The following is a 24,592-nucleotide window of genomic DNA, read 5'->3' on the forward strand; positions in this document are numbered from 1 at the left end:
GGCAGATGTCACCGTAAGGCGTGATCGCACGGTTCGGAGTCGTCCTGGTGGCGGCCGTTCTCCTGCTGGCCGGATGTGGATCGAGCGGTGCGGGCGGTGGGGCGCCGGACCCCGCGGCGCCGCTGACGGTGGCGCTGCAGTTCCCGCCCCGCGCCGACTACGCCTTCGACGCCGACGACGGCGCCCGCCTGGCGACCCTCGGCGTCGCCGAGACCCTCACCACCGTCGACGACGCCGCCCGGCCGGCGCCGATGCTCGCCACGTCCTGGCAGCAGCAGGGCAACACCTGGCGGTTCACGCTGCGCCCCGGTGTGACCTTCCACGACGGCACCCCGCTCACCCCACAGGCCGTGGTCACCGCGCTGAGCTACGTCGCGGGTGTCTCCGCGCCGCCGCGGTCGGTGCGCGGCATCGGTTTCCGGGTCGCCGCCGACGGGCCGGACGCCGTGAAGATCACGACCAGGGCCCCGGACCCGGTCATGCCGCTGCGGATGTCGAGCGGGAACCTCGGCATCCTCGCCCCGTCCGCCTATGCAGGCGGGGGCGCGCCGAAGGTGCTCCGCACCGCGACCGGCCCGTACGTGCTCGACTCCACGCAGGGCACGGCGTCGGCCGAGCTCGTCCGGAACGAGAGCTACTGGGGGCCGAAGGCGGGCGCGGCCCGGGTCACCGTCCGCTACGTCGAGGACCCGCAGGCCCGCGCACTCGCGATCCAGTCCGGTGACGTGCAGTTCGCCGAGGGTGTCCCGCAGGCCCAGCTCGACCAGGTCCGCTCGGCCGGGGCCCAGGTCGTCGAGTACCCGAACGCGCGGACGGTCCCGTTGCAGCTCAACGAGTCCGCGAAACCGTTCGACGACATCCGGGTCCGGCAGGCGGTCACCGCCGCGATCGACCGCCCGGTGCTGGCGAACCAGGTGCTCGCCGGTGGCGCCGCACCGGCGTCGGACCTGTTCGGGTCCGCCGTGCCGTGGGGCGCGACGACCCCGCCGCCAGGTGCCGACGTCGAGCGCGCGAAGCAGCTGCTCGCCGAGGCCGGCTACGGCCCGCAGAACCCGCTGACCGTGCGGCTGTGGACGTTCCCGAACCGCCCGGAGCTGCCGACGCTGGCCAACGCGGTCCAGGCGATGCTCGGCGCCGCCGGAGTGAAGGTCGAGGTCACCGTCGGCAACTACGAGGCGCAGGAGCCCGAGGTCCTGGCCGGGCGTTACGACATGTTCCTCAACTCGCGCAGCTACCTGTCCGACTTCCCGGACGCGGCCAGCACGCTGAGCTCGGACTACACCTGCGGCGGCAGCTACGCGATCGACCAGTACTGCAGCCGGGAGTACGACGCGTTGATCAAGAAGCTGGACGGCACGGTCGACCCGGCGCAGCGGCAGCGGATGTTCACCGAGGCGGCGGACCTGCTCACCCGAGACGCCGTCGGCGTGATGCTGGTGCACCCGCGCAACACCGCGGTGCTGCGCGGTGCCACCGGGTTCGTCCCGGACCCGCTGCAGGTCAAGCCGATCCTGCCGCAGCTGACCCCGGTGCGCTGAGCCGGTGGCGGGCCTCGTGGCGCGCCGGCTGCTGCCGGTGCCGCTGGTGCTGCTGCTCGCCTCCGTGCCGGTGTTCGCGCTGCCCCGCCTCGTCGGCGTCGACCCGGCGCGGGCGGTGCTGCGCGCCCGGATCGCCGAGGCGGTGCCGGACCCGGTGACCGAGGCCCGCATCCGCGCCGACTACGGCCTGGACCGGCCGTGGGCCGAGCAGTACCTGCGCTGGCTGGGCGCGCTGCTGCGCGGCGACCTCGGCTACGGCTACCTCTCCCGCACCCCGGTCGCCGAACAGGTCGGCGACGCCGCGGCGGTGTCCGGGCTGCTCACGGTGCTCGCGCTGGCGCTCGCCGCGGCCGTCGGCGTCCCGGCCGGGGTGTACGCGGCGCGGCGACCGGACGGTCCGCTGGACCGGGTGCTGACGGCAGGAACCGTCGGCGGGGTCGCGGTGCCGGAGTTCGTGCTGGCCCCGTGCCTGGTGCTGCTGTTCGCCGTCGAGCTCGGGGTGCTGCCTGCGATCGGCTGGGGCGACGCCCGGCACGTCGTGCTGCCGGTGCTGACCCTGGCCGCGTACCCGTCGGCGCTGGCCGCGCAGCTGGTGCGGGCGGAGACCGCCGCGGTGCTCGGGCGCCCGCACGTCGCCGTCGCCCGGTCGAAGGGGATCGGCGCGCACGCCGTGCTGTGGCGGCACGGCGCTCGGCTCGCGACGACGTCGGTGACCGCGCTGGCCGGGCTCTTCGTGGCCGGGCTGCTGGGTGGCTCGGTCGTGGTCGAGGTGGTGTTCGGGATCCCCGGGCTGGGGCGGCTGCTGCACGCCTCGGTGCTGGCCCAGGACCTGCCGGTGCTGCAGGCCGGGACGATGCTCGTCGTCGCCGTGGCGGTGACGGCCGGGGTGCTCGTCGAGCTGGCGGCGCTGGCCGCCGATCCGGTGCTGCGGTCCGGGCCGGGTGTCCGGTGAGTGCGACGAGTCCGGTGAACGCGACGGCGACGGCGCGGCGCCCCCGCCGGCGGGTTCCGGTCGCCGTCACCGCGGTGGTGTTGCCGGTGCTGCTGCTCGGGCCGCTCCTGCTGCCCGACCCGGACGCCGTCGACTTCGGCGCGCTGCTCGCCGGGCCGTCGGCGGCGCACCCGCTGGGCACCGACCAGCTCGGCCGGGACCTGCTCGCCCGGCTGGTCGACGGCGGGCGGCTGACGATCGGGCTGAGCGCGGTGACCGTGCTGCTCACCGGGCTGTTCGGCGTGCTGGTCGGGCTGGTGGCGGCCGCCGCGGGCGCTGCCGGACGGGTGGTGATGCGGTTCGTCGACGTCCTCGCCGCGCTGCCGGTGGTGCTGTTCGGGCTGCTCACCGCGGTCGCGCTCGGCCCGGGGGTGCTGTCGCTGGTACTGGCGGTCGGGTTGATCGGGTGGACGCCGTTCGCCCGGCAGGCCTACGCGCTGGCGGTCACCGAGTCGGTCCGTGACTACGTCGGCGCGGCCGTCGCGCTCGGTGCGGGGCCGGTGCGGGTGCTGGCGCTGCACGTGGGGCGCAACGTGGTCCCGCCGCTGCTCGCGCACGCCGCGGTGCGTTTCGCCGGGACGCTGCTGACGGTGTCCGGGCTGTCGTTCCTCGGGCTGGGGGTGCAGCCGCCGACGCCGGAGTGGGGCGCGATGGTGGCCGAGGGCCGCGAGTACCTGTTCGCGGCGCCCCGGGTGGTGCTGGTGCCCTCGATCGCCGTCGTCCTGACGGCCGGTGCGGTGCTGTGGTGGGGGCGGCGTGCGGACCAGCGATGATCGCCGCCGACCGGAGCGTGCGAGAGGTCGTGGAGGGTGTCGGCCGTCCGGCCGGAGAGGCAGGGTGGGGACCGTGGAGACCGACGTGACCGAGACACCGGCGGGGTACCTGGCCGACCCCGACGCCGGCTGGAGCATGGGCGCGCCCGGCGCGATCGCGGAATTCGTCCGGCTGCCCGGCGAGCCGGTCCAGGCGACTGCGGACACGGTGGTGACCGCGCGCGGCGGCATCCGGTTCGACCCGCCACCGGGCACCCGGCCGGTCGCCTACCGCACCCCGGTCGGCCCGGGCGACCACTGGAACCACGCCGTCGCGTTCTGCCTGCCCGGCGCCGAGGCCCGGCGCGCGGGCCGCACCGTCGTCACCGTGCTGGGCCCGGACCACGACGCGCTGCGTGCGGCCGACCGCGACGCCGTCCTGGTCGACCTGGGGCTCGGCACCCCGACCGTCGACGCCTGCGTGCGCACCGCCGACCCGGACCTGCTGGCCGCGCTGCGGGCCGCCGAGGGCGCCCCGATGGACGGCGCACTCGCCGGGACGCTGGTCGCCGCCGGACCGCACCGGGTGTTCACCACCGCCGTCGGCCGGGTCGAGGTCTACGCCGCCATCCCACCGCCGGAGGGCCGTTCGCCGGACGGGCCGCACACCCACCTGCTGCCCGCGATCCTCAAGTCCGGCCGGACGCACGCGGCCACCGTGCCCGTCCCGGACGGGGTCCTGCCGTGCGCGCACCTGTACCCGCCGCATCCGCTCACCGACACGACCGGCCGGCGGATCCCGTTCGACGCCGGACGCCTCGCCGCGTTCGACCGGCTTCTGGAGCAGTGGGGCGACGCGGACCAGCAGGCGGTCACCGAGGCGGTCACCGCGGCCGTCCGCGCAGGTCGGGGGCCCGACGGGGCACCGGTCGGCGACGGACAGCCGCGTTCCGCGGAACGCGGCCGGGGCGCCGGGGACGTCGCGGCGGGATCGCCGGAGCGTTCCGCGGAACGCGGTGCCGGTGGTCCGGGTCGTCCCGCGGAACGCCCGCCGCGCCCGTCGGACCCGCCCGGCCGCGCCGCGCAGGCCGTCGCGCTGCGGGTGCTCGCCCACCTCGGTGCCGACCCGGCCGTGCTCGCCGCCTGGCGCGGCCGCGCCGCCCCGGAACCCGAGCTGCTCGACCCCGACGGCGACCGCAACGCCGGGTAGATCACCGGTTGTGGAGCGATCCGGCCGCTGAGCGTGCGATCCGCTCCACAACCGGTGATCACCCCGGCGTTCACCCGATGCCGGCGTAGCCCTCGGCGCCCCGGTCCCGCCGGAGCTCGACGCCGTCGAGCAGCAGGGCGACCTTGTCCAGCACGTGCCCGCGCGGGTCGGCCATCAGGGCGTGCAGCTCCCCGCGCACCGGCTCGGCGACGGTGTCCAGGTAGGACCGTGCGCTGTCGGACAGGTCGCCGGGCCCGCCGCCCGGGCCGCACACCCAGCGGGTCTGCACCGCCCCGTCGGCGACGACGTCGAGCACTGCGTCGGCGACCCGCACCGACGCCGTCGGGCCGAAACCGGCCGCGCGCAGTGTCGTGACGACCTGCCGCAGCCGGTCCCCGGCGACCGCGGCGAGGTCCGCGCCGACGTCGGTGAGCAGGCTGCCGTAGCGCAGCAGCAGGTCGTAGGCCAGCTCCGCCTCGGCCTCCAGGAATGGCCGCCAGCCGCGGGCCGCGCCGGGCAGCGGGACGTCGGCGAACACCCGGGCGGCCGCTGCGGAGGCGATCTCCTCCAGCCCGCCGACGTAGCGGTAGAGCGTGCCAGGGGCGACGCCGAGCCGGGCCGCCACCGCGCCCACCGACAGCCGTTCGACGCCGATCTCGACCGCCGCGTCGACGATCTCGTCGCGCGTCAGGCGGGGCTTGGGGCCCGGCCGGTTCCCCGGCCGCGTCCCGGACGGGCCGGTCATCCGGCGAAGCGTACGGAACAATGATTGCAAATGATGTTCAGAGATCGGTAAGGTCACCCTCAGTGCCGGCGCCGCCCGAGGAGGTCCCGTGACCCAGCCCCTGCCTCCGTACGTGCTCGGCCGGGTGACCGGCGCCGAGCCCGTCACGCCGCTGATGCGGCGCATCACCCTCGAGGCCGACGACTGGTGCGGCGCCGTCCCGGTCGCCCCGGACCAGCAGGTCAAGCTGTTCTTCGCCCGCGACGGCGGCGTCCCCGAGGTCCCCGGCGCGCCGGAGGACGGCAGCGGGGTGGCCGGCTGGTACGCCCGCTACCTGGCCGTTCCCGAGGACGTCCGGCCGTGGATGCGCTCGTACACGGTGCGTCATCTCGACCCGGACGAGGGCGTCATGGTGATCGACTTCGTGCTGCACGGCGGTGGCCACGGCGCCGCGGGCGACCCCGGCGGAGGCCACGGTCCGGCGAGTCACTGGGCCGAGTCGGCCGGGCTGGGCGACGTGGTCGGCGTGCTCGGACCCGCGATCGCCACGTACCGCACCCCGTCCGGTGAGCCGGTACGGCTGCTGGTCGGCGACGAGACCGCGTTGCCCGCGATCGGCGCCATCGTCGAGCAGCTGCCGGCGGGGACCCGCGCGGTCGTCGTCGCCGAGGTGGCCGGGCCCGCGGAGGAGCAGGTCTGGGGGTCGGAGGCGGAGCAGGAGCTGCACTGGGTGCACCGCGGCACCGGCCTCTCGCTGCCGGAGGCCGTCCGTACCCTCGCGCTGCCCGACGAGCCGGTCTTCGCCTGGGTCGCGGGCGAGGCGTCCGACGTGCGCGCGGTGCGCCGCCACCTCGTCGGCGAGCGCGGGCTGGCGAAGCAGTCGGTGTCGTTCACCGGGTACTGGCGCCGGGACATGACCCAGGACGACGCTCCGACCGAGCAGGACATGGCCGACGCCGCCGAGCAGATGGCGGCCGCGGGTCAGGGCTGACGAGCACGGTATTGCTCGGGTAGGCCTCGCCTCATAGATTCGCCCTGGTGCGTGAGATGCGAGGATCGGTCTCGTTCGGCCGGTTCGAGAAGATTTTCGGCAAGGGGAACTGATGACCGCTCGCACCTCCCGGGGCGACCGGTGGGACGTCGCCTCGAAGCTGGCCGCGGCCGCGGCCCGGGACACCGGCCATACCCGGATCCCGTACCCGATCCTCCTCCGGGAGCTGGAGGTGCTGCGCAGCGAGCAGCTCAACCGTTCGTTGCTGCGCCTGACCCTCGGCGGCCCCGGGCTGGCCGGTTTCCGGAGCCACTGCGCCGACGAGCACGTGAAGCTGATCTTCCCCGATGACGACGGTGTCCTGCGCCTGCCCGAGCAGGACGACGACATGCTGCGCTGGCCGCGCCCGTTCCCGGTGACCCGGGAGTACACCGTCCGCCGCTTCGACCCGGACGCCGGTGAGCTGGACCTGGACTTCGTCCTGCACGACGGCGGTCTGGCGTCGGAATGGGTCCGCACCGTGGAGCCGGGAACGCGGATACACGCCGCCGGGCCGCCCGGCGCGATATTCGTCCCGGACGGCTACGACTTCCGGCTGCTCGCGGGGGACCTGACGGCGCTCCCGGCGATCGCCCGGATCCTGGAGCGCCTGCCCGCCGACGCCCGAGGCGTCGCGGTCGTCGAGGTCGCCGACGACGGCGAGCAGCTCGAGCTCACCGCGCCCGCGGGTGTCGAGGTCCGCTGGGTGCACCGCGGCCCCGGCGTCGCCCCGGGTGCGTCGGACGCCCTCGCGAACGCGGTCGCGCAGGTGCGCCCGCCGTCCGGCGCCCGGGTGTACGCCTGGGTGGGCGGCGAGGCGACGTCGATCAAGCCGATCCGCCGCTTCCTGCGCGACGAGCTGGGGCTGGGCGCCGACGACCAGGACGTGACCGGTTACTGGAAGCGGGGGATCGCCAACTTCGACGAGGACCACGGCGCGCGGTGACCGGCCCCGAGCCGGACGGTCCCGGGGCCCCGCCGGAACGGATCGACGCGCCCCTGGTTCGGGCGGCTTTCGTGCTCGTCCTGGGCACCTTCATGGCGATCCTGGACACGACGATCGTGTCGGTCGGTGTGCCCGCGCTGTCCGCCGAGTTCGGGGCGACGCCGGTCGAGATCCAGTGGGTCGGCACGGCCTACCTGCTCGCGGTGGTGACCGCGGTGCCGGCGTCGGGCTGGCTCGTCGACCGGTTCGGCGGGCGCCGGACCTGGATCGGTGCGGTGCTCGCGTTCGTCGCGGCGTCGGCGCTGTGCGGGCTGGCCTGGTCGCTCCCGTCGCTGGTGGCGTTCCGGGTGCTGCAGGGTCTCGCCGGTGGGCTGCTGCCGCCGACCGGGCAGGCGGTGCTCGCCCGGCTCGCCGGGCCCCGGCGGATCGGCCGGGTGATCAGCATCGTCGGGGTGGTCCCGATGCTCTCGCCGGTGCTCGGGCCGATCGCGGGCGGCGCGATCCTCGGCGTCGCGGCCTGGCCGTGGCTGTTCTACGTCAACCTGCCGATCGGGATCGCCGCCGCGCTGCTGGCGCTGAGCCTGGTGCCCCGCGGGGACGCTCCGGCGCGCGGGGCGTCGTTCGACGTCCGGGGCGCGTTGCTGCTCTCGCCGGGGCTGGCCGTGCTGGTCTACGGGCTGACCATGGTCGAACGCGGCGGCGTCCTGCCCGGCGTGCCGATCGCGCTGGTGGGGGTGCTGCTGCTCGTGGCGTTCGTCCGGCACGGGCTGCGCACCACCGGGACCCCGCTGATCGATCCGCGGCTGGTGACGCGGCCACCGTTCGGCCCGGCCGCGCTGACCCTGGCCGCGCTCGGCGTCGCGCTGTTCGGGGCGGTGTTCCTGCTGCCGCTCTACCTGCAGACCGCCGGCGGGCTCGACCCGTGGGAGACCGGGCTGCTGCTCGCGCCGCAGGGTGCCGGGGCGCTGGCCGGGGCACTGCTGGTCAACCGGCTGGTCGACCGGCTCTCGCCGCGGTTGCTCGTGATGACCGGGATCGGGCTGGTTGCGCTCGGGACGGTCGCGTTCACCCGGCTCGGCCAGGACCCGTCCGACTTCGTCGTGGCCGGGTCACTGCTGGTCCGGGGCGTGGGCGGTGCGCTGATCGGGGCGCCGGTGATGGCGCTGGTCTACAGCACGCTCGCGCGCGAGGTGATCCCGCGGGCGGCCGGGGCGCTGAACATGCTCAGCACCGTGGGCGGGTCGGTGGGGACCGCTCTGGTCGCCGTCGTGCTGCAGGCGCGGCTGGCCGCGCTCGGCCCCGCCGGTGTCGCGGCCGCGTTCGGGCAGGCGTTCTGGGTGGTGCTCGCAGCCTGCCTCGTGGCGCTGGTCGCCGCGGTCCGGCTGCCCCCCGTCCGCCCGGGGCGGTGATCACTGTCCGCCCGGGGCGGTGATCGCCGTCCGCCCGGGGCGGTAGTCGCCGTCCGCCCGGGGCGGAAAGTCACCGGCCGAGGAGCCGGTCCAGCTCGTCGAGCACGGCGAGGCCCTGGCCGTAGTGCGAGACGTAGTAGTTCGGCAGCGGGTACACCCGCTTCGCCTTGGCCGCGGGCAGCGCCCGGAACGGCGGCGACTGGATCAGCGCCTGGGTGTTGGCGTCGACCTGTCCGCGGGTGTCGGCCAGGTGCAGGATGACGCCGCAGTCGGACAGGACGTCGAGCTGCTCGTAGGAGACCTGCTCCGACGCGCCGGGCTTCCCCGCGGCGAACTCCGGCGGCCGCGCCCCGATGGCGGTGAGCACGACGCCGCTCCAGGACTCCGGCAGGTCGACGAACCCGATGCCCTTCCCGCCGTGCACCAGGCCGACCCGGTTGCGGGACAGGAAATCCTTGTGCTTCGCGCCGACCTCGTCGGCGCGCTTCGTGTAGCGGTCCCGCAGCGCCTCGGCCTGTGGTGCCCGCCCGACGGCGTCGGCGGCCTTGACCGCGCGCTCCTGCCAGGTGCCCGGTGACGTCCCGGCGGGGAACAGCAGGGTCGGGGCGATCTTGCCGAGCCGCTCCGGGACGTCGGGCGGCAGGGTCGGCACGACCGTGCCGAGGATCAGGTCCGGGTTCTGCGCGACGATGCCCTCGAAGGACAGGGTGCCGGGCCTGCCGACCTTGGGGATGGCGTCGTAGGCGGCCTGCAGGCTCGGCAGCACCCCGCCGACGCTGGCCTCGGCCGTCGCGACCGGGGTGACGCCGACGTCGAGCAGTGCGTAGGTCGTGTAGAAGTCCGTGCACACCACCCGCTTCGGGTCGACGGGGATGCTCACCGTCCCGAACGCGCCCTCGACGGTCCGGCTGGGCCCGTCGGGCTCGACCTGCCCGCTGCCCGAGCCGCACCCGGCCAGGACGGCCAGCGCGGCGGCCCCGGCGCCGAGCCCCAGCATGTTCCGGCGGGTCAGGGGTCCGGTGACGGCATCGGCATCGGGCGTGAGCAGCATCGGCATGCCTTGAGTAAAGCGACCCTTACCTCAGCTGGCAAGGGTTGCGCCGGTCGCGCGGACCGTCCAGCGGTCCGGGCCGCCACGCAGGTCGGTCACGGTCAGCGGGGCCGCGTCGATCCGCCAGAACGCCGACGCCGGTGCCCCCGTCGCGACGACGACCGCGGCCCGCGCCACCGCCGCCCCGGTCACCGCGAACGTGTGCCCCGGCTCCGCGCCGGCGAGCAGCGCGGCGACCCGGTCGAGCAGCGCGACCAGGGACTCGCCGCCGTGCGGGGCGGCCGCCGGGTCGGACATCCAGGTCGCGACGGCGTCGGGTTCGGCGGCCAGCACGTCGTCGAGGGTGCGGCCGGCCCAGCGCCCGGGATCCCAGCCGCGCAGCCTCTCGTCGGGAGCGGCGTCGATTCCGAAAGCGGCGTCGATTCCGAAAGCGGCATCGATCCCGAGGGCGGCGGCGGTCCCGGCACACGCGGCGTCCGGGGCGCGCAGGGCCCGGGTGGCGCGGGGGAGGGCGCCGCGCAGGGCGGCGGCGTCGGCGGTGCCGTGGGCGTCCGGTGGCTCGTCGATGCGGGGGAACGCCGCGGCCCGCACCGACGGCGTCGCGGCGTGCACGAGCAGGGTGAGGCGGGCGCTCACGCCGAACCGAGCCCGGCCGGGTAGGGCACGAAGGTGCTGCGCTCCTCGACGATCGCCGGCGCGTGGTCGAGCCGCGGGAACGCGCGCTGCGGGCACTGCTCCCGGGAGCACACCCGGCAGCCGGCCCCGATCGGCGTCGCCGCGGCGGGGTCGTCGAGGTCGAGACCGGCGGAGTAGACGAGCCGGTGCGCGTGCCGCAGCTCGCAGCCCAGCGCGATCGCGAACGTCTTGCCTGGTGCCCCCCAGCGGCGCCGCGAGCCGTGCACGGTGCGCGCCACCCACAGGTAGCGGGCGCCGTCGGGCATCGTCGCGACCTGCACGTGGATCTCCCCGGGGGAGGCGAACGCCTGGTAGACGTTCCACAGCGGGCAGGTCCCGCCGCCGCGGGAGAAGTGGAACCCGCTCGCCGACTGCCGCTTGGACATGTTCCCCGCCCGGTCGACACGCACGAAGGAGAACGGCACCCCGGGCTCGGACGGGCGCTGCAGCGTGGAGAGCCGGTGGCACACCGTCTCGAAGCCCTGCCCGAAGTGGTCGGCGAGGCGCTGCAGGTCGTAGCGGAACTCCTCGGCGGTGGCGCGGAACTCGCCGTAGGGCAGGACGAGGGCGGCCGCGAAGTAGCGGGCCAGCCCGATCCGGGTGAGCCGGTGGGTCTGCACGTCGTCGGGGTCGGCCTGCTCGCCGGCGAGGGCCTCGATGACGTCGTCGAACTCCAGGAAGGCGAGCTGGGTCGCCATCCGGAACGCCTGCTGGCCGGGCCGCAGCGCAGGTGACAGCCGCAGCACCCGGTGCGTCGCGTCGTAGCGGTGCAGCTCGCCGGAGCCGCCCTCGTCGTCGAGCCCGGCGATGGTCACCCCGTGCACGGCCCGCAGCCGCTCGGCCAGCGCGCGGCGCACCTCGCCGCGCCGGACACCGATCCGGTGCGCCAGGTCCTCGGCCGCGTCGTCGAGCTCGGCGACGTGGTTGCGGCGCCGGTAGAAGAAGTCCCGCACCTGCTCGTGCGGGGACGCGCTGCGCGGCGGGGCGGCGACCCCGTCCCGGGACCCCGACGACAGGTGCGCCAGCCGCTCCTCCGAACGCCGCCAGTGCCGGTAGAGCTCCAGCACCGCGTCCGCGGCCGCAGGCAGCTCCGCGGCCAGCCGCTCCACCTCCGAGGGCGGCACCGGCCCGTCGGCGGTGGAGGTCTCGGAGAACACCTCGTGCAGCTCCGCCACCAGGCGCTCCGGCTGCCGGGCGGCGAAGAACGCCGCGTCGACACCGAACACCTCGGTGATCCGCAGCAGCACCGGCACCGTCAGCGGGCGGGAGCCGTGCTCGATCTGGTTCAGGTAGCTGGGCGAGATCCCGAGGGTGCGCGCGAGCGCGGCCTGGCTCATCGACCGGGTCTCGCGCAGCGCGCGCAGCCGGGTGCCGGGGACCTTCGACGTCGCCATGCCGGGACCTTAGCGAACACCACCCTTCGCAGAATTCGCAGAACGGCGGCCGAAGATGCGCAGAAGTTGGCACGAGGCCACCGTCGCCGATCACTCCTGTCGGCTCCGATGCTGGTCGCACCCCGTTCGAGCGGCGGCACGGCGCTCCGGTCACCCCCGGCGCGACGTGACGCGAACAACGGACGAGAACTTCGCAGAAGGAGCACGACATGAGCGGGACCACCCGGCAGGAGCGGATCGACGCGCTGGAGAAGGAGTGGGCGGAGGACCCGCGCTGGGCGGGCATCACCCGCGGCCACACCGCCGCCGACGTCGTGGCGCTCTCGGGCAGCGTCGTCGAGGACCACACGCTGGCCCGGCTCGGCGCCGAGCGGCTGTGGGAGCTGCTGCACGACCGCGACTACGTCCACGCGCTCGGCGCGCTCACCGGCAACCAGGCGGTGCAGAGCGTCCGCGCCGGACTCGAGGCGATCTACCTGTCCGGCTGGCAGGTGGCCGCCGACGCCAACCTCGCAGGCCAGACCTACCCGGACCAGAGCCTCTACCCGGCGAACTCGGTGCCCGCCGTCGTGCGGCGGATCAACAACGCGCTCGGCCGCGCCGACCAGATCACCACCCTCGAGGGACGCGAGGCGGAGGACCCGTACTGGTACGCGCCGATCGTCGCCGACGCCGAGGCCGGGTTCGGCGGCCCGCTCAACGCGTTCGAGCTGATGAAGGCCATGATCGCCGCCGGTGCGGCGGGCGTGCACTGGGAGGACCAGCTCGCGTCGGAGAAGAAGTGCGGCCATCTCGGCGGCAAGGTGCTGATCCCGACCTCGCAGCACGTGCGCACGCTCAACGCGGCCCGGCTCGCGGCCGACATCGCCCGGGTGCCCTCGGTCGTCGTCGCCCGGACCGACGCGCAGGCCGCCAACCTGATCACCTCCGACGTCGACGAGCGCGACCGGCCGTACCTGACCGGGGAGCGGACGGCGGAGGGCTTCTTCCGCACCCGCGGCGGCATCGAGCCCTGCATCACCCGCGGCCTGGCCTACGCGCCCTACGCCGACCTGCTCTGGATGGAGACCTCGGTCCCGGACCTGGAGCTGGCCCGCAAGTACGCCGAGGCGATCAAGGGCGAGTTCCCGGACCAGATGCTGGCCTACAACTGCTCGCCGTCGTTCAACTGGCGCAAGCACCTCGACGACGACACCATCGCCCGCTTCCAGCGCGAGCTCGGCGCGATGGGCTACAAGTTCCAGTTCATCACCCTGGCGGGCTTCCACGCGCTCAACCACTCGATGTTCGACCTGGCCAAGGGTTACGCCGCCGACGGCATGCCGTCGTACGTGGCCCTGCAGGAGCGCGAGTTCGCGGCCGAGGCCGACGGCTACACCGCCGTCAAGCACCAGCGCGAGGTCGGCACCGGCTGGTTCGACGCGGTGTCCACCGCGGTCAACCCCGAGTCGTCGACGACGGCGCTGGCCGGCTCGACCGAGTCCGAGCAGTTCACGCACTGAGCCGGGCCGAGGAGCACCGATGAGCGAGAACGTCCACCGCGGACTCGTCGGCGTCGTCGCCGACACCACCGAGATCTCCGACGTCGACCCCGACCACAACCTGCTGCTCTACCGCGGCTACCCGGCCCCGGAGCTCGCCGAGCACCGCTCGTTCCTGGAGACGGCGTTCCTGCTCTGGACCGGGGAGCTGCCCGACGCCGACGAGCTCGCCGCGTTCACCGCGCGGGAGCGGGCGCTGCGCCATATCGACCCGGCGCTGGAGTCGATGCTGCTGTCGCTGCCGCACACGTCGCATCCGATGGATGTGCTGCGCACCGCGGTCAGCCGGCTGGGCGCCACCGACCCGGCCACCGGTGACGCGTCGCCGGAGTCGAGCCGGGAGAAGGGCCTGCGGCTGCTCGCGGTGCTGCCGACGATCGTCGCGCTGGACCAGCGGCGCCGCCGGGGCCTGGACCCGATCCCCCCGCGCGACGACCTCGGCCGGTCGGAGAACTTCTTCCACATGGCCTTCGGCGCCGTCCCCGAGGACGACGTCGTGCGGGCCTTCGAGATCTCGATGGTGCTGTTCGCCGAGCACAGCTTCAACGCCTCCACGTTCGCCGCCCGGGTCGCGACCTCGACCCGGTCGGACCTCTACAGCGCCGTGGTCGCCGGGACGAGCGCGCTCAAGGGGGCACTGCACGGCGGTGCGAACCAGGCCGTGATGGAGCAGTTCGCCGAGATCGGCGATCCGGACGCCGTCGACGACTGGCTCACCGCCCGGCTCGAGGCCGGCGACAAGGTCATGGGCTTCGGCCACCGCGTCTACAAGCGCGGCGACTCCCGGGTGCCGCTGCTGCACGCGCAGCTGCGCCGGGTCGCCGAGCTGCGCGGCGGACGGGACCTCATGGCGTTCTACGAGGTGCTCGCGGGTGCGATGCTGCGCGACAAGGGCCTGCGGCCGAACCTCGACTACGCGGCGGGCCCGCTCTACCACCTCATGGGTTTCGACACCCCGATGTTCACACCGTTGTTCGTGCTGGCCCGGATCGCGGGCTGGACCGCGCACGTCGTCGAGCAGGCCTCGGAGAACGTCCTCATCCGGCCGATCGCCCGGTACGAGGGCAAGGCCCGGCGGGAGGTGAGCGCCGTTCACTGATCCCGGGCGCCCGGTCCGATGCGCCGGGCCCGCCCTTCTCCTGCCCCGAGGGGCACCCTCGTCACCTCCGGTGGTGACCGGGGTGCCCCTCGGGGCAACCGGGCGTTCGGGCGGGTGATCGGGGCCGGGTCAGGGGGACAGCACGACCAGGGGGCACGCCGCCGTCGGATGCTCGAGCACGGTCGCGGTGACGCCGTAGACCGCGCCGATCCGCTCCGGGGTGAGGACCTCGGCCGGTGTCCCGGTCGCGACCGCCCGGCCGCCGTCGAGCAGACACAGGCGGTCGCAGTAGCGGGCCGCGAGGTTGAGGTCGTGCAGTGCGACCAGCGCCGGCAGCCCGAGCTCGCGGACGAGCTCCAGCAGGTCCAGCTGGTGACGGACGTCGAGGTGGTTGGTCGGCTCGTCCATCACCAGTAGCGCAGGCCGCCCGACCAGGGCCCTGGCCACCAGCACCCGCTGGCGCTCGCCACCGGACAGCGTCCCGAACCGGCGCCGCGCGAGCCGTTCCAGGTCGAGCAGCTCCAGCGCGGCGTCCACCAGGGCGTCGTCGAGGGGGTCGTCGGCAGCCAGCGGACGCTTGTGCGGGGACCGTCCCATCGCGACGACCTCGCGCACGGTCAGCGGGAAGTCCACCGGCACGTCCTGCAGGACGACGCCGACGCGTTGCGCGACCCAGCGGGCGGGCCGGTCGCGGACGTCCGCGCCGTCGACCCGGACGGTGCCGGTGACCGGCCGGTTCACCCGGTACACCGTGCGCAGCAGCGAGGACTTGCCGCTGCCGTTCGGCCCCAGCAGCCCGACGACCTCACCGGGCCCGACGCGCAGCGACACCCCGTCGACCAGGGTCGCGGCGCCGGCGACGACGCGGACGTCGTCGATCTCCAGCGGGGTCACCGGGACTCCTCCCTCCGGCCGTCGCGGCGCAGCAGCCAGACGAAGAACGGGCCGCCGACCAGCGCGGTGACGATCCCGACCGGCAGCTCCTGGGGGCTGATGACCGTGCGGGCCATGAGGTCGGCGAGCACGGTGAACAACGCCCCGACCAGCACGGCGACCGGGAGCGCCCGGCGGTGCCCGGAACCGACCACGAACCGCACCACGTGCGGCAGCATCAGGCCGACGAAACCGATCACCCCGCTCACCGCCACCGACACCCCGACCAGCACCGCGACGACGACGAACATCGACTGCCGGAACCGGTGGACGTCGAGCCCCAGAGCGCCTGCGCTCTCGTCCCCGGCCAGCAGCAGGTCCAGGTCCCGGGCCCGCGCGAGGAGCACCACCATGCCGCTGACGAGCACGAGCGCAGGGATCCCGAGCATGCCCCAGCGGGCACCGCCGAACCCGCCGAGGGTCCAGAACAGCACCTGGGCCGCGAGCGTCGGGCTGGGCGCGGTGAGCACCAGCAGGCTGGTCAGTGCGGACAGCACCGCGCCGACCGCGACACCCCCGAGGATCAGCCGCAGCACCGTGATCCGCCCGGCCGAGCGGGCAATCGCCAGCACGACGGCGAGGGTCGCGAGCGCCCCGCCGAACGCGGCCAGGTTCAGCGTCAGCGCCCCCGCGCCGAGCAGCCCGAACCGCATGACGACGACCGCGCCGGTCGCCGCCCCGGAGGAGACCCCGATGACGCTCGGACCGGCCAGCGGGTTGCGCACCACCGCCTGCAGGACCATTCCGGCGACGGTCAGCGTGGCCCCGACGAGCCCGGCGAGCAGCACCCGCGGCAGCCGGGTGTCGGCGACGATCAGGTCCTGGGCCCGGGTCCAGTCCGGCGCCGGGACGAGCGTGGCGCCGCCGAGACGGTGGGCCAGGATCCGCCAGGTCTGCGACCAGGGCACCGCCACCGATCCGATGGCCAGCGCCAGCCCGGCCGCGACGACCAGCAGGGCCACCGAGACCGCCACGACGACCGGGAGCGGCAGCCGTCCGGTGGTGGCCGACGGGCGGCGCCGTGGGGCGGCGGGGACCTCGCCGTCCGGGCGCAGGACGGCGATCAGCGCGGAGCGGCGGCTCACCGGAACCGGTCGGGGTGCAGGACCTTCGCCAGCCGCTCGACGGCGTCGACCGAGCGGGGCCCGGGCTGGGCCTCGGACAGCTCGACGGTCGGGAACGCGTTCGCGGCGAGCGCCGGGATCCCGGCGATCGTCGGCGTCGCGCGCAGCGTCGCGATCTTCGACGCCACGCTGGGCTCCAGGTAGTCGTAGATCAGGACGACCGCCGGCCTGCGCTGCGCGACCTGCTCCCAGGAAACCTGCCCCCAGCGCTGGTCCAGGTCGTCGAACACGTTGCGGCCCCCGGCGCGCTCGATCATGTCGGTGAGCAGCGCCTTCCCGCCCGCCGTGCGCGGGGCGTCGGCGCCGCTGTTGTAGACGAACACCGGCACCGGTGCGGCGTTCCCGAGCGACGAGCGGACCTCGTCCAGCCGCTGCCGGAACCCCGCGACACTCGCCGCGGCACGGTCGGGGACGCCGAAGATCGCCCCGATCCGCTCGGTCTCGCCGAAGAGGTCGTCGAACCCCGAGCGGCCCGGCCGGCACGACTCCGGGTTCAGGTGGGTGCGGATCCCCAGCTCGGCGAGCCGCGGGCGGGTGTGGCCGTTCGACTCGGAGAACCCGTCCGGGTAGCCGGAGTAGACGAAGTCCGGCTGCGCGGCGAGCAGCTGCTCCAGCGAGGGCTGGCCGGGCGCGAGTACCGGAACCGACCGGTAGGCCTGGGCGTACCGCGCCCCGATCGGCCGGTTCTTCAGGTAGGCGGTCCCGACCATGTGGTCCTGCAGCCCCAGCTCGAGCATCAGCTCGGTGGCGTTCGAGGTGAGGGTGACGGCCCGGCGCGGCGGTGCGTCGTAGGTGGTGGTGACGCCGCAGTCGTCGTCGGTGACGGGGAAGCCGGGCGCGGTGCCCGGGGCGGCGGGAGCGTCCTGCACGGCGGAGCCGCAGCCGGTGAGCAGGACGGTGGCGAGGACGAGGGCCGCGGCGAGCGGCGGCCGGAAGCGGGTCACCCGAACAACCTATGAAAGATTGATCAGATGTCCAGAGAGCAGTGGGGCGTGCTCACTCACGCCGCCGGTGACCGCGACTCCGCGACCGAGCTGGCCGACACCGTCCGGCTGGCGGTGCTGGCCGAGGAGCTGGGGTTCGGCGCGTTCTGGATCGCGCAGCACCACCTGGGGGCGCAGCAGGGACACGCGTCGTCGCCGCTGGTGGTGCTGGCCGCCGTCGCGGCGCGGACGACGCGGATCCGGCTGGGCACCGCGGTCGTCGTCGCGCCGCTGGAGGAACCGATCCGCCTGGCCGAGGACGCCGCGACCGTCGACGCGCTGAGCGGCGGCCGCCTGGAACTCGGCCTCGGTGCGGGATCCGACGCCGGGGCGGCCGAGGCGTTCGGCGTCGCACCCGAGGCGCGGCGGGAGCGGCTCGACGCCGTGCTCGACGTGCTGACGAAGGACGCGGGCGTGGTGCCCGACCCGGCGGGGCTGCGGGACCGGCTGTGGCTGGCGACGTCGTCGGAGGCGGGGGTGGAGACGGCGCTCGGCCGCGGCCTCGGGCTGCTGTCGGGCCGCCGGTCGGGCCCCGACGGCCCGGACGACGAGCGCTCGGCGGGCCTGCTGCGCCGGTTCCGCGACGGCGGCGGACGGCGCGTCGGGCTGTCCCGGCCGGTGGTGCCCGGGCCGTCGCGGCGGTGGGCACACGACCTGCTCACCCCGCACATCGCCCGCTGGGGGCGGGATCCGGAGCAGCACCTCGCGGCGGGCAACGCCTACGCCAGCACCCCGTCCGAGGTGGCCGCCGGGCTCGCCGCGGATCCGTGCCTGCCGTACGCGACGTCGCTGCTGTGCCACGTGCAGCCCGCCCGCCTCGGCCACGACGAGCTGGAGCCGGTCGTCCGCCGCGTCGCCGCCCTGGCGGGCAGGGTCCGCGTCGGCACCTGACCACCGCGCCGGCGCGGAACCTCAGCCGGTGGCGGCCAGCTCGTCGCGCTGCGCCGCCGACGACGACCCCAGCACCCGCTCCGCGAGCGGGCCGAACACCGCGACCAGCACGCCCCAGAGCAGCACCTGCGCGGTGACCGAGTAGAGCCGGAACCAGTAGAGCAGGTCGGCGTCGAAGCCCGGGTAGACGATCTTCCCGGCGGGGTCGAGCAGCGGCTGCGGCGTCTCGGACAGCTCCGGGCCGGTGGCACCGGCGTTGGCCGCGAGCGACCCCAGCGGCGGCAGCAGCGCCATGACGATCCCGATCACGACGACGAACGCGATCGCCGCGTACCAGGTCGCCGCCGTCGTCCCGACCCGCGGCTGCAGCGCCCGGCCGAGCCGGACCGCGAGCAGCCCGAACACCACCGAGGCGACGACCATGCCCAGGTAGAGGCTGCCGCGCTGGGCGATCGTGTCGCCGTTGCCGATCGCGGGCGGGTTCGCCGGGTACTTGACGAACGGGACCAGGTAGATCGCCAGGAACCCGGCGACGCCGAGCCGGACCGCGAGCTTCCGGGCGGTGACGGCGCCGTAGCGGCCGTAGGCGAGGCAGAAGGCGACGCCGAACAGGCAGCCCAGTGCCACGCCGAACAGGACGATGCCCGCCCCGATGCCGACATTGCCCTGGACGGCCCGGCTGAACAGCTCCGGTCCCTCGGCCTCGGCCGCCTGACCGGCGGCGGCGTCGAGCGCCGCCTGCGCCTCGTCACGGCCGCTCTCGTAGTCGATGGCCTGCTGGATCAGCGGCTCGGCGAAGATCCGGGCGAAGACGAACGCGACCAGGCCACCGATCGCGCCCGCGAGCATCGCCCGCAGGATGAGTGCGCGCGCCATCTCAGTGGCAGGGGAAGCCGAGGAAGTGGCGGGCGTCGTGGACGAACTCGTGGACGACCATCGAGTTGCCGAACACCGACGTCGCGCCCTCGTCGATGCCGATGAAGTAGTACAGCAGCAGACCGAGCGCGAGCGCGCCGATCAGCCACGGCATGGTCTCGGAGACCGGGATGACGGCCGGGCGTGCACCGGCGTGGCCGGGGGTGGACATCGTTCCTCCACGGGGTCGGAACCGGCGAAAACGGACAGGTTTCCGCTGGTGAGAAGCTCACCGACGGTAGATCCGGGTGCCGAGCACGTCAATGTGCATGTGACGACATGTTCAGCCCTCGACGTCCTCAGGCCGCCGGTGGCACCTCGCGGCGACCGGCGCCCTCGTACGCGGCCAGCGGCCTGATCAGCGCGTTCGCCGCCAGCTGTTCGGTGATGTGCGCCGTCCATCCGGTGATGCGGGCCATCACGAACAGCGGGGTGAACATCGGCACGTCGAAGCCCATCAGGTGGTAGAGCGGCCCGGCCGGGTAGTCGAGGTTCGGGAACAGGTTCTTCTCCCGCAGCATCCCCGCGGCCAGCGCGGAGGACGTCGCCAGCAGCTCGTCGGCCCCCTTCAGCCGGACGACCTCCTCCAGTGCGGCCTGCAGCGTCGGCACCCGGGAGTCGCCGTTCTTGTAGACGCGGTGCCCGAAGCCCATGATCGTCTTCTTGTTCGCCAGGGCGTCGGCCAGCCAGGGCTCGGCGTCGGCGGGGGAGTCGATCTCGCCGAGCATGTGCATGACGGCCTCGTTCGCCCCGCCGTGCAGCGGGCCCTTCAGCGCGCCGATGCCGGCGACGACCGCGCTGTAGAGGTCCGACAGCGTCGAGGTCACGACCCGGGCGGTGAAGGTCGAGGCGTTGAAGCTGTGCTCGGCGTAGAGGATCATCGAGACCTCGAACGCCCGCAGCACCTCCGGCTCCGGGACCTCGCCGAAGGTCATGTGGAAGAAGTTCGCGGCGTAGCCCAGCGACGGGTCCGGCGGGATCGGCTCCAGCCCGCGGCGGCGCCGCTGGTCGATCGCGACGACCGTCGGCAGCGCCGCGAGCAGCCGCAGCGACTTCGCCGCGTTCGCCCCGGCCTCGTCCTCCTGCACGTCCTCGGAGCCGAGCCAGCTCACCGCCGTGCGCAGGGTGTCCATCGGATGGCACGTCGTGGGGGTCTGCAGCAGCAGCCCCTGCAGGCTCCGGTCGATCGGGCGCAGTGCCCGCTCGCGCTCGGTGAGCGATGCCAGCTCGGCGGGCGTGGGCAGCTCGCCGTTCCACAGCAGGTGGGCGACCTCGAGGAAGTTCCCGCGGGCGCACAGGTCCTGCACCGGATAGCCCCGGTAGAGCAGCGAGTTGGTGTCCGAGTCGACCTTCGAGATCGCCGTGGTGTCGGCGACGACCCCGGCCAGGCCCTTGAAGATCTGCGGCGGTGCATCGGTGACGGTCATGCGGGGTCCTCCTCCTGGTAGCCGGCGAGCCGGGCGTCGAACGCCGCGTACTCGTCGTAGCCGAGCAGCTCGTAGAGCCGGCTGCGGGTCTGCATCCGGTCGACGACGCCGGACTGGGTGCCGGTGCGGCGGATCTCGGCGAGCCCGGCCTCGGCGGCGCCCATGGCCAGCCGGAGCAGGGCCACCGGGTAGATGACGACGTCGACGCCGAGCTTCTCGAGCGTCGCCGCGGGCAGCAGCGGGCTCCGCCCGAACTCGGTCATGTTCGCCAGCAGCGGGACGGTGACCGCGTCCCGGAACGCGCCGTACTCGTCCTCGCCGGTCAGGGCCTCGGCGAACACCATGTCGGCGCCCGCGTCGACATAGGCGCGGGCCCGGGTGATCGCGGCGTCGAGCCCCTCGACGGCGCGGGCGTCGGTGCGGGCGCACAGCACGAACGCGTCGTCGGTGCGGCCGCGGACCGCGGCGCGGATCCGGGTGCACATGTCCTCGGTGGACACCAGCGCCTTCCCGGACAGGTGCCCGCAGCGCTTGGGGTCGACCTGGTCCTCCAGGTGACAGCCGGACACGCCGGCGTCCTCGAGGGAGCGGACCGTGCGGGCCACGTTCGCCGGACCGCCCCAGCCGGTGTCGGCGTCGACCAGCGTCGGCAGGTCCGTGGCGCGGGCGATCGTCGCCGAGCGGGCGGCCACCTCGGTCGCCGAGGTCAGGCCGACGTCGGGCAGGCCCAGTTCCGCGGACAGCACGGCCCCGGAGACGTAGACGCCGTCGAAGCCCTGCTCGGCGACCAGCATCGCCGAGAGCGCGTTGAACGCCCCGGGCAGCTGCAGGATCCGGTCCCCGGCCATGGCGTCCCGGAACGCGACCCGCCGCTGGTGCGCGGTCGTCGTCGTGCCGAGCATCAGAAGATCCCCCGGTCCGGAGCGGCGTCGAGGCGCGGCGCCACCACGGTCAGCTCCGCCAGGTCCTCGGGGGCGAGCTCCGGCAGGCGCAGCGCGTACTCGAGGAACCGGTCCTGCTCCACCCGGTCGACGACGTCGCGGGCCAGCGAGCGGAACTTGCCGACGTACTCCTCGCGGCCGAACGGGCGCGCGCCGAGCGGGTGCGCGTCGGCGACGGCGATCTCGTCGGTGATCGTCGAACCGTCGGTGAGGGTGACCTCGACGCGACCGCCGAACGCCTTCTCGTCCGGGTCGGCGGAGTGGTAGCGGCGCGTCCACTCCGGGTCCTCGACGGTCGACACGGCGTGCCAGAGCTGCACCAGCTCGTCGTCGGCCGCCCGGTGCGGCGGGTAGGACCGCTCGTGGTGGAAACCGCCGTCGAGCAGGGCCACCGCGACGATGTAGGGGATCGAGTGGTCGAGGGTCTCGCGGGAGGCGTTCGGGTCGTACTTCTGCGGGTCGCCCGAGCCGGAGCCGATCACGTGGTGCGTGTGGTGGCTGGTGTGGATCACGATGCTGCGCACCGCGGCCGGCCCGCCCGCGTCGCGGATGCGCGGGCCGAGCCTGCGGGCCAGGTCGATCAGCGCCTGGCTCTGGTACTCCGCCGAGTGCTCCTTGGTGTAGGTCTGCAGGATCGCGCGCGGCGCCTCGCCGGGGGCGGGCAGCGGGACGGTGTAGGCGGCGTCCGGGCCGTCGAGCATCCAGGCGACGACGCCGTCCTCGCCCTCGTAGATCGGCGACGGCGCGCCCTCGCCGAGCATCGCGCGGTCGGCGGCCTCGATCGCGGCCTTGCCCGCGAACGCCGGTGCGAAGGCCTTCCACGACGAGATCTCGCCCTTGCGCGACTGGCGGGTCGCGGTCGTCGTGTGCAGGGCCTGGCCGATCGCCTGGTAGGTGACCGCGGTCGGCAGGTCGAGCAGCGCGCCGATCCCGGCGGCGACCGACGGGCCGAGGTGCGCCACGTGGTCGATCTTGTGGGCGTGCAGGCAGATGCCGGTGACCAGGGCGACCTGCACCTCGTAGGCGACGGCGATCGCGCGGGTGAGCGCGGCCCCGTCGGCGCCGACGTGCTGGGCGACGGCGAGCAGCGGCGGGATGTTGTCACCGGGGTGCGAGTAGTCCGCGGCCAGGAAGGTGTCGTGGTAGTCCAGCTCGCGGACGGCGACGCCGTTGGCCCATGCGGCCCACTCCGGGGAGACCCGGTCGCGGGTCCCGAACACCACCGCACCCGCGCGGCCGGCGGCCGGGGCGTGCCGCAGCGCCTGGGCGCGCGCGGTGACGGCCGGACGGCGGTTCAGCGACGCCGTCGCGACCCCGGCGTTGTCGACGAGCCGGTTGACGACCATGTCGGCCACGTCGGCCTCCGGGGCGATCCCGCCCGCGGCGACCTCGGCGATCTTCCAGGCCAGCTGGTCCGGCCGGGCGAGGTTCTCCTCGCTGCGGTGCACCCGGACCTTGTGGTCGACGGTCATCCGTTCCTCCATCACGACGCCTGCGTCCTGCTGTCCGGGCAGAGCGTGGCGGGATGGAGGCGGCCCGCGCGAGGGGCCGAAGATCGCGAATGTGTGCGTGTCTTTCCGGGGGATCCTGCGAACGTTGCGAAGAGCTGGGTTCGCGGGGGTGCGACCCGAAGGGGGTGTGGCTCAGTCGGCGGCCGGGGCCGCGCCCCAGCGCTCCTCGACCCGCCCGAGGCGCCACACCGCCACCGCCACCAGCCAGGCGAGCACGAACAGCGCGACGATGGCGTAGCCGGCGTAGTCCAGCGGGACGTCGGCGATCGCGGCGAGCGGGCCGTCCTCGATCCCGAGCTGGTCGCACAGCACCCCGACCAGCTCGATCGTGCCGATGACCAGCGCGACGACGACGGACAGCGCCGTGATGGTGATGTTGTAGTAGACCTTGCGCACCGGGCGGGCGAAGGCCCAGCCGTAGGCGAAGTTCATGACGACGCCGTCGATCGTGTCGAGCAGGCTCATCCCGGCCGCGAAGAGGACCGGCAGCACGAGGATCGCGTAGAACGGCAGCGAGAACGCCGCGGCGCCCCCGGCCAGCACCAGCAGGCTGACCTCGGTGGCGGTGTCGAAGCCGAGCCCGAACAGGAAGCCGATCGGGTAGATGTGCCAGGGCCTGCGCACCGCGCGGGTCAGGCCGCCGAGGAAGCGGTTCATGAACCCCCGCTTCTCCAGGTGCTCCTCCAGCTCGGCCTCGCTGTAGGTGCCGCGCCGCATCCGGCGGAACACCCCGACGATCCCGACCAGCACCACCAGGTTCAGGATCCCGATGATCCACAGGAACACCCCGGACACCGACGCGCCGACGATCCCGGTGACCGCGTGCAGCGTCGAGTTGTCGTCGCTGACCTCACCGGCCAGCGCGCGGACGCCCAGTGCGAGCAGCACGGTCAGCGCGAACACCACCGAGGAGTGGCCGAGGGAGAACCAGAAGCCCACCGAGAGCGGCTTGCGACCGCCGTCGGCCATGAGCTTGCGGGTGGTGTTGTCGATCGCGGCGATGTGGTCGGCGTCGAAGGCGTGCCGCATCCCGAGCGTGTAGGCGAGCACTCCGAGCCCGACGCCGAAGATGCCGCTCGGGCCCAGGTCGTAGTGCGCGGGGACGACGAGCACGAGCAGCACGCCGAACCCGGCGACGTGCAGCAGCAGGATGAACGCGGCCATGCCGAGCAGCGACCGCCGGTCGTGCGCGTCGAGGGCGGCGGCCATCCGGGACCAGCGGCCGGGGGTGTGTGCGGGGGCGGACAACGGCGTTCTCCTGCGGTGCGGTGGGACGTCGTCCGGCGTCCGGGCGGCGTTCGGTGCCCGCCGAGGTGTAGCCGGTCGTCTCACCACATGGCAGTAGTTGCATGCTGTTGGCGGCAACTCGTCCGGTGTGGGTGGTTCGTCCCCCGGCTTTCGGTCAGGTCCGTACGGCGCAGCGGCCGTGCCCCTGACACGAGTTGCCCCGCCACGAGTTGCCCCGCCACGAGTTGCCCCGAGGGGCACCCTCGTTCCCACCGGTGGT

The 24,592-nt window shown here is 74.4% G+C and carries 23 protein-coding genes; 10 read left to right on the forward strand and 13 right to left on the reverse strand.

Annotation, left to right across the window (positions count from 1 at the left end):
• Window positions 1–47 precede the first annotated feature (47 nt).
• The 4 genes from ACLE50_RS02050 to ACLE50_RS02065 all read left to right on the forward strand — a co-directional run bounded on the left by ACLE50_RS02050 (window position 48) and on the right by ACLE50_RS02065 (window position 4,491).
• A complete protein-coding gene (locus ACLE50_RS02050) occupies window positions 48–1,538 on the forward strand; it encodes an ABC transporter substrate-binding protein (RefSeq protein ID WP_410941607.1) in 1,491 nt (496 codons plus the stop codon).
• A 4-nt stretch (window positions 1,539–1,542) separates the two neighbouring features.
• Complete coding sequence (locus tag ACLE50_RS02055) at window positions 1,543–2,490, forward strand: ABC transporter permease (protein ID WP_410941608.1); 948 nt, start codon at window positions 1,543–1,545, stop codon at window positions 2,488–2,490.
• Window positions 2,487–3,302 carry an ABC transporter permease gene (locus ACLE50_RS02060; protein WP_410941609.1) on the forward strand — a complete coding sequence of 272 codons (816 nt, stop codon included), beginning with the start codon at window positions 2,487–2,489 and terminating at the stop codon, window positions 3,300–3,302. The genes ACLE50_RS02055 and ACLE50_RS02060 overlap by 4 nt, the downstream gene beginning before the upstream one ends.
• A gap of 85 nt (window positions 3,303–3,387) precedes the next feature.
• On the forward strand, window positions 3,388–4,491 hold the full coding sequence (locus tag ACLE50_RS02065) for a DUF6925 family protein (protein ID WP_410941610.1): 1,104 nt from the start codon (window positions 3,388–3,390) through the stop codon (window positions 4,489–4,491).
• 70 nt (window positions 4,492–4,561) lie between these two features.
• Here the strand turns inward: ACLE50_RS02065 and ACLE50_RS02070 are convergent, their stop codons facing one another.
• Complete coding sequence (locus tag ACLE50_RS02070) at window positions 4,562–5,236, reverse strand: TetR/AcrR family transcriptional regulator (protein WP_410941611.1); 675 nt, start codon at window positions 5,234–5,236, stop codon at window positions 4,562–4,564.
• 88 nt (window positions 5,237–5,324) lie between these two features.
• Between ACLE50_RS02070 and ACLE50_RS02075 the strand changes: the two genes are divergently transcribed.
• From ACLE50_RS02075 to ACLE50_RS02085, 3 genes are all read left to right on the forward strand, one after another.
• Window positions 5,325–6,206, forward strand: a complete 882-nt coding sequence (locus tag ACLE50_RS02075; protein ID WP_410941612.1) for a siderophore-interacting protein — start codon at window positions 5,325–5,327, stop codon at window positions 6,204–6,206.
• Between the two features lie 112 nt (window positions 6,207–6,318).
• A complete protein-coding gene (locus tag ACLE50_RS02080) occupies window positions 6,319–7,191 on the forward strand; it encodes a siderophore-interacting protein (RefSeq protein WP_410941613.1) in 873 nt (290 codons plus the stop codon).
• The gene (locus tag ACLE50_RS02085) at window positions 7,188–8,600 is read left to right on the forward strand and encodes a DHA2 family efflux MFS transporter permease subunit (protein WP_410941614.1); all 1,413 of its coding nucleotides are present in this window, start codon (window positions 7,188–7,190) and stop codon (window positions 8,598–8,600) included. The genes ACLE50_RS02080 and ACLE50_RS02085 overlap by 4 nt, the downstream gene beginning before the upstream one ends.
• 70 nt (window positions 8,601–8,670) lie before the next feature.
• Here the strand turns inward: ACLE50_RS02085 and ACLE50_RS02090 are convergent, their stop codons facing one another.
• Genes ACLE50_RS02090 through ACLE50_RS02100 form a run of 3 tightly spaced genes read right to left on the reverse strand, consistent with a single transcriptional unit; the run spans window position 8,671 to window position 11,720 of the window.
• Window positions 8,671–9,657: an ABC transporter substrate-binding protein gene (locus ACLE50_RS02090; protein ID WP_410941615.1), complete on the reverse strand. Its 987-nt coding sequence runs from the start codon at window positions 9,655–9,657 to the stop codon at window positions 8,671–8,673.
• A gap of 24 nt (window positions 9,658–9,681) precedes the next feature.
• A complete protein-coding gene (locus ACLE50_RS02095; protein ID WP_410941616.1) occupies window positions 9,682–10,287 on the reverse strand; it encodes a histidine phosphatase family protein in 606 nt (201 codons plus the stop codon).
• Window positions 10,284–11,720: a short-chain fatty acyl-CoA regulator family protein gene (locus ACLE50_RS02100; RefSeq protein WP_410941617.1), complete on the reverse strand. Its 1,437-nt coding sequence runs from the start codon at window positions 11,718–11,720 to the stop codon at window positions 10,284–10,286. The genes ACLE50_RS02095 and ACLE50_RS02100 overlap by 4 nt, the downstream gene beginning before the upstream one ends.
• Before the next feature lie 209 nt (window positions 11,721–11,929).
• Between ACLE50_RS02100 and aceA the strand changes: the two genes are divergently transcribed.
• Both aceA and ACLE50_RS02110 read left to right on the forward strand, forming a co-directional pair.
• Window positions 11,930–13,222 carry an isocitrate lyase gene (gene aceA / locus ACLE50_RS02105; protein WP_410941618.1) on the forward strand — a complete coding sequence of 431 codons (1,293 nt, stop codon included), beginning with the start codon at window positions 11,930–11,932 and terminating at the stop codon, window positions 13,220–13,222.
• Window positions 13,223–13,241: 19 nt separating this feature from the next.
• Complete coding sequence (locus ACLE50_RS02110; RefSeq protein ID WP_410941619.1) at window positions 13,242–14,360, forward strand: bifunctional 2-methylcitrate synthase/citrate synthase; 1,119 nt, start codon at window positions 13,242–13,244, stop codon at window positions 14,358–14,360.
• 129 nt (window positions 14,361–14,489) lie between these two features.
• Here the strand turns inward: ACLE50_RS02110 and ACLE50_RS02115 are convergent, their stop codons facing one another.
• From ACLE50_RS02115 to ACLE50_RS02125, 3 genes are read right to left on the reverse strand one after another with little or no spacing between them, the layout of a single operon-like run.
• The gene (locus ACLE50_RS02115) at window positions 14,490–15,254 is read right to left on the reverse strand and encodes an ABC transporter ATP-binding protein (protein ID WP_410941620.1); all 765 of its coding nucleotides are present in this window, start codon (window positions 15,252–15,254) and stop codon (window positions 14,490–14,492) included.
• Window positions 15,251–16,378 (reverse strand): FecCD family ABC transporter permease, encoded by a 1,128-nt coding sequence (locus ACLE50_RS02120; protein WP_410941621.1) that lies wholly within the window; start codon window positions 16,376–16,378, stop codon window positions 15,251–15,253. Before ACLE50_RS02120 ends, ACLE50_RS02115 begins: the two co-directional genes overlap by 4 nt.
• Window positions 16,375–17,361 (reverse strand): ABC transporter substrate-binding protein, encoded by a 987-nt coding sequence (locus ACLE50_RS02125; RefSeq protein WP_410941622.1) that lies wholly within the window; start codon window positions 17,359–17,361, stop codon window positions 16,375–16,377. The genes ACLE50_RS02120 and ACLE50_RS02125 overlap by 4 nt, the downstream gene beginning before the upstream one ends.
• A 27-nt stretch (window positions 17,362–17,388) precedes the next feature.
• Here ACLE50_RS02125 and ACLE50_RS02130 point away from each other — a divergent pair, with 27 nt between their 5' ends.
• The gene (locus ACLE50_RS02130) at window positions 17,389–18,291 is read left to right on the forward strand and encodes an LLM class flavin-dependent oxidoreductase (protein WP_410941623.1); all 903 of its coding nucleotides are present in this window, start codon (window positions 17,389–17,391) and stop codon (window positions 18,289–18,291) included.
• A 21-nt stretch (window positions 18,292–18,312) separates the two neighbouring features.
• Here ACLE50_RS02130 and ACLE50_RS02135 read toward each other — a convergent pair whose 3' ends face one another.
• The 6 genes from ACLE50_RS02135 to nicT all read right to left on the reverse strand — a co-directional run bounded on the left by ACLE50_RS02135 (window position 18,313) and on the right by nicT (window position 24,294).
• Entirely contained in the window at window positions 18,313–19,167 is an 855-nt protein-coding gene (locus tag ACLE50_RS02135; RefSeq protein ID WP_410941624.1) for a CbtA family protein, read from the reverse strand.
• Between the two features lies 1 nt (window position 19,168).
• Complete coding sequence (locus tag ACLE50_RS02140) at window positions 19,169–19,378, reverse strand: CbtB domain-containing protein (protein WP_410941625.1); 210 nt, start codon at window positions 19,376–19,378, stop codon at window positions 19,169–19,171.
• A 127-nt stretch (window positions 19,379–19,505) separates the two neighbouring features.
• Window positions 19,506–20,633 carry a bifunctional 2-methylcitrate synthase/citrate synthase gene (locus ACLE50_RS02145; RefSeq protein ID WP_410941626.1) on the reverse strand — a complete coding sequence of 376 codons (1,128 nt, stop codon included), beginning with the start codon at window positions 20,631–20,633 and terminating at the stop codon, window positions 19,506–19,508.
• Complete coding sequence (gene prpB, locus ACLE50_RS02150; RefSeq protein WP_410941627.1) at window positions 20,630–21,535, reverse strand: methylisocitrate lyase; 906 nt, start codon at window positions 21,533–21,535, stop codon at window positions 20,630–20,632. Before prpB ends, ACLE50_RS02145 begins: the two co-directional genes overlap by 4 nt.
• On the reverse strand, window positions 21,535–23,046 hold the full coding sequence (locus ACLE50_RS02155; protein ID WP_410941628.1) for an MmgE/PrpD family protein: 1,512 nt from the start codon (window positions 23,044–23,046) through the stop codon (window positions 21,535–21,537). The genes prpB and ACLE50_RS02155 overlap by 1 nt, the downstream gene beginning before the upstream one ends.
• A gap of 171 nt (window positions 23,047–23,217) precedes the next feature.
• Window positions 23,218–24,294 (reverse strand): Nickel transporter NicT, encoded by a 1,077-nt coding sequence (nicT, locus tag ACLE50_RS02160; RefSeq protein ID WP_410942242.1) that lies wholly within the window; start codon window positions 24,292–24,294, stop codon window positions 23,218–23,220.
• Window positions 24,295–24,592 lie beyond the last annotated feature (298 nt).

Origin of the sequence: Pseudonocardia phyllosphaerae (genome assembly GCF_046546475.1) — a bacterium.
GTDB lineage: Bacteria > Actinomycetota > Actinomycetes > Mycobacteriales > Pseudonocardiaceae > Pseudonocardia > Pseudonocardia phyllosphaerae.